The organism is Streptococcus parasanguinis CC87K, assembly GCF_000507765.1.
GTDB classification, from domain to species: Bacteria; Bacillota; Bacilli; order Lactobacillales; family Streptococcaceae; genus Streptococcus; species Streptococcus parasanguinis_J.
In genome coordinates this window covers 1,369,416-1,373,472 of the sequence record NZ_KI669401.1, presented here as the reverse complement: position 1 = coordinate 1,373,472, position 4,057 = coordinate 1,369,416, and the positions used below count along the sequence as shown (strand labels likewise).

The window sequence follows — 4,057 nt, the reverse complement described above, 5'->3', positions numbered from 1 at the left end:
ACATCAGAATCAGCAAGTGGATCACAAAAACACAGCGAATCTGTAGCACTTCCAAATACTGGTGAAACAACATCTGTAACATCAGCTCTTCTTGGAGCAGTTGCAGGACTTGCTGGAGCGGCTGTACTTGGTCGTCGTAAAAAAGAAGATGAAAAATAATCTTCTATCCTAATTTGATTCGATCATTTCAGGTATGTGGTCAATGAAAAAAGGATCCAAAAAGAGAACCTCCGGGTTCTCTTTTTGGATGTTGTTTTCGTGTCAGAAAATGGTCTTAATTAGTTACATTAGGGAAAAAATAAGGTATAATAACTTGATATCTAAAATTTAAGGAGCGGACATGTTTTTTAAACGTTCGAAGGGTGATTTTCGCGAAACGGAGCGAATCACACGTTTTAAATTAATCAAATCAGGAAAGAACTGGGTACGAGCATCTGTCTCTCGGTTGGGCCTATTTCGCGTCCTGCGAGGTGGTGTGGATGAAAAGATCATGGTTAGATATGATGATTCTTCACGTCAAATGCCTGCAGACCTAGTAAAAGGTATGGTTGTACTAGGGGCTCTGGCTGGAGCGACAACGGTTGCTAACTCAGTATTTGCTGAGGAAAATGGGATGGATACGACTGTTGGGTCTGAAATCAGCCCATCGATCGGTGTAGCGGGTTCGGATAGTTTTGTCTTGGGGACGACCTCTAACTCAGATTCTGTGTCAGCCAGTCAATCTATAAGTGAATCTGTCTCGCTATCAGAGTCGGCTAGTGACAGCCTTTCTTTGTCTCAGTCGGTTTCTTTGAGTGCATCTCAAGTTGTTAGTGCTTCAGCGAGTCAGTCCACATCAGAAATCGCTAGCAACAGTCTCTCAGAGGACGATTCAATTCACAGGGCTACTCCTGAAACGAGTGAGAAAGAAGCAGCGGCTCAGACTACTCGCTCGGAAGACCAGGTGAAGCGTCTGCAGGTCTTGGCCTTGGATTTATACACCTATCGAGCGCAAGCTTTAGAAATCCCGGGGACAGAATATGCTATTGAAAATGGAGATCTGGCTTTAGAGGCTATTCGTGTAGGCTTGTCTAATCCGGCAATTCAAATGGATGCAGTGGAAAGCCAAGCAAAGATTGCTCGCAATCGCTTGGCCAACGCGGTGCTGCGCGCGACATCTGGTCAGCGCGACCCTCGAAATGGAAACCGTATTGACACAGATACCAGCCTTCGTGCGCCTCAATACAATCTAGGGCCAGCCAATAATGCTTTGATTTCTGTCTATAATTCAGATTATATCAATCATGCTTATAATGTTTTTGAAACCATTCCTACACGAAATAGTATTAAAAGCATTGGCTACGCTTCTGGTAGTGACCGTGTGAATGGCATCAATGTGCCTCAGACATCGGCACTAAAAAATAGTGCAGTCGCCTTTAATATTTTGGGGACTGTTGGCCAGACAGAAGTCGTAACACCTGGGAAAATTTATAATGTTTCTTTTGTAGTGACTAATACGGCTAAGCAGTCAGTGACACGTACGCTTCGTATTCAGGTTTTGCCACAAAATGATGGTATTCGAAACCCGATTACGGCTGTGACAACGAGTACTTTTGTTAATGACACCACTAACTTGGCCCAGGCTGAAAAAGAGAAGGTTTGGGAGGCTTTTAAAGCGACAAACCCAAATATTGCCACTTCAAAGGATTTTAAATCTTATTCGGTTTCATCATCAGGTGTAGTGACTATTACTTATAAAGATAATACCACAAATGATGTAACCGCTCCTGTTAAGCGCCTAGCAGCACCGACGGTTGAGACTCGCTTACTAGAGAAAGCCTATACTCAAACACCTGTAACAGTGACCGGTGCTGAGCCTGGATCTACCGTTGTCTTGTATAACAATGATGATGAAATCGGAACAGCAGTAGCGGATACTTCTGGGCAAGCGATTGTAACACCAAATGCTCCCTTGCAGACCGGTGGCGTAAATGCTAAAGCCCGTATCCTTTATGGTGATTATGCAGTTTATTCCGATGCCAGTAACATGGTTGCTGTAACAGATGCTACACGTCCTGAAGTGACAGCTAAGTTAACGGTCAATGGTGTGGAACCGAAATCAACCCCTCTTGAAGGTGGTGGGAAGAATTATACCATTTATGCTGGTGATGATGCAGTTGTAACGTTTACAGCTACTGATGACAGTGGCAAATTGAAAGAAATGAAAGTTGTTGCACGAGCAGACTTGAACGACAATGCCTTGAACGGGAATTTCTTTGGTGGTAGTCAGTATGGAACAGGCGATATTGCTCCTATCACGGGAGAGATCACGGCTACCAGTGCCAACCCTGCAACCATCACAACGACCATTCATTTGAAGGATGATCTTTACCATACCTACCGGAATACATGGCAACGCAATGTCGCGGCTATTGACAATGCGTCTAATATGAACCGTCCAAATGGTTTGGGTGAAATTCGGATTACACAAGGACGTCTTGCTGATCGTACGCCAGGTGTTGCTCCAACAAGCACTATTCAGGTGACGAGTCTAACTGCTTTGACAGAGGCAGATAAGAGCAAGGTGATTGCAGCTGTGTCGGCTGTTAATCCAGAGGTGGCTAACCGCATTAAGGCCTATACGGTTAATAGTGATGGTACAGTCACCATTACTTATAAAGATAGTACGACCAATGTCGTAGCTGTGAAATTGTCAGATAGCGATCATAGTCAGTCTGTCTCAAACAGTCAGAGTGCATCTACGAAAACTTCGCAATCGATTAGTCAGTCCTTAAGTACGAAGCAATCACAGAGTGTATCGGCTCAGCAGAGTGTTTCATTGAGCCAATCACTGAACTCGGTTCGTTCGCAAAGTTTGTCGGCTTCACTAAGCCAATCAGCATCGGCAAGTGTATCCGCTCAAGCGAGTCTATCTCGCAGTCAATCATTGAGCAAGGAGATTTCTCAATCTCAATCCGCTTCAACGAGTCAATCTGTATCGGCAAGAAAATCTGAATCTGTGAAGGTTTCGGAATCCGTTTCTGCAAGTGTCAGTGCCTTGCAGTCTGCTTCGGTATCAGCGAGCGTATCCAAAGTGGTTAGCCAGTCTATCTCAAGCTCGATATCCGCTTCAACGAGCGCCTTTGTTTCAGTGAGTCAGTCTGCTTCAGCATTGGTTTCACAGTCAGTATCGGAGTCACTAAGTCAATCTACTCGTGAGTCGGCTTCAAAATCAGTGAGTCAATCGCAGTCTGAGTCTACATCAGTATCCTTGAGTGAGTCAGTCTCAACGTCCGAATCAGTATCGGCTTCAGAGTCAGTATCAAGGTCTGAATCGATTTCTACCTCTGAATCCGTATCAACCTCTGAATCCGTATCAACCTCAGAATCAGCATCAACGTCTGAATCAGTATCAACGTCTGAATCAGTATCAACGTCTGAATCAGTATCAACGTCTGAATCAGTATCAACGTCTGAATCAGTATCGACCTCAGAGTCCGTTTCTGTATCTGAATCAGTATCAGCTTCAGAATCAGTCTCAACATTCCAGTCTGTATCAACGTCTGAGTCTGTATCAGAGTCAGCATCTGTTTCAACCTCAGAGTCAGTATCGACCTCAGAATCGATCTCAACGTCTGAGTCAGTTTCTACATCTGAATCGCTGTCAACATCCGAGTCGGTTTCAACATCTAAATCAGTCTCAACATCAGAATCAGTATCAGCGTCTGAGTCAGTATCTACTTCAGAATCAGTGTCTACATCTGAATCAGTCTCATCGTCTGAGTCAGTCTCAACGTCTACATCTGAATCAGTCTCATCGTCTGAGTCAGTCTCAACGTCTGAGTCAGTGTCTACGTCTGAATCAGCATCAGCATCTGAGTCTGAATCAGCATCAGCATCTGAGTCTGTATCAGAGTCAGCATCAGTATCAACCTCAGAGTCGGTTTCAACGTCAGAATCAGTCTCAACATCTGAATCAGTCTCAGCGTCTGAGTCATCGTCAGCTTCAGAATCAGTATCGACTTCAGAATCAGTGAGTGCATCTGCATCCACTTCAGTTTCAGTAAGTCAATCAGTA

The 4,057-nt window shown here is 44.4% G+C and carries 2 protein-coding genes; both read left to right on the top strand.

What is annotated here, in order from left to right; genetic code table 11:
- Positions 1-159: LPXTG cell wall anchor domain-containing protein (locus HMPREF1195_RS10745; protein ID WP_023919300.1), on the top strand; the 159-nt coding region annotated here is incomplete at its 5' end.
- Between the two features lie 181 nt (positions 160-340).
- The coding region (locus tag HMPREF1195_RS06510) for an accessory Sec-dependent serine-rich glycoprotein adhesin (RefSeq protein WP_023919298.1) at positions 341-4,057 on the top strand (3,717 nt) is incomplete at its 3' end.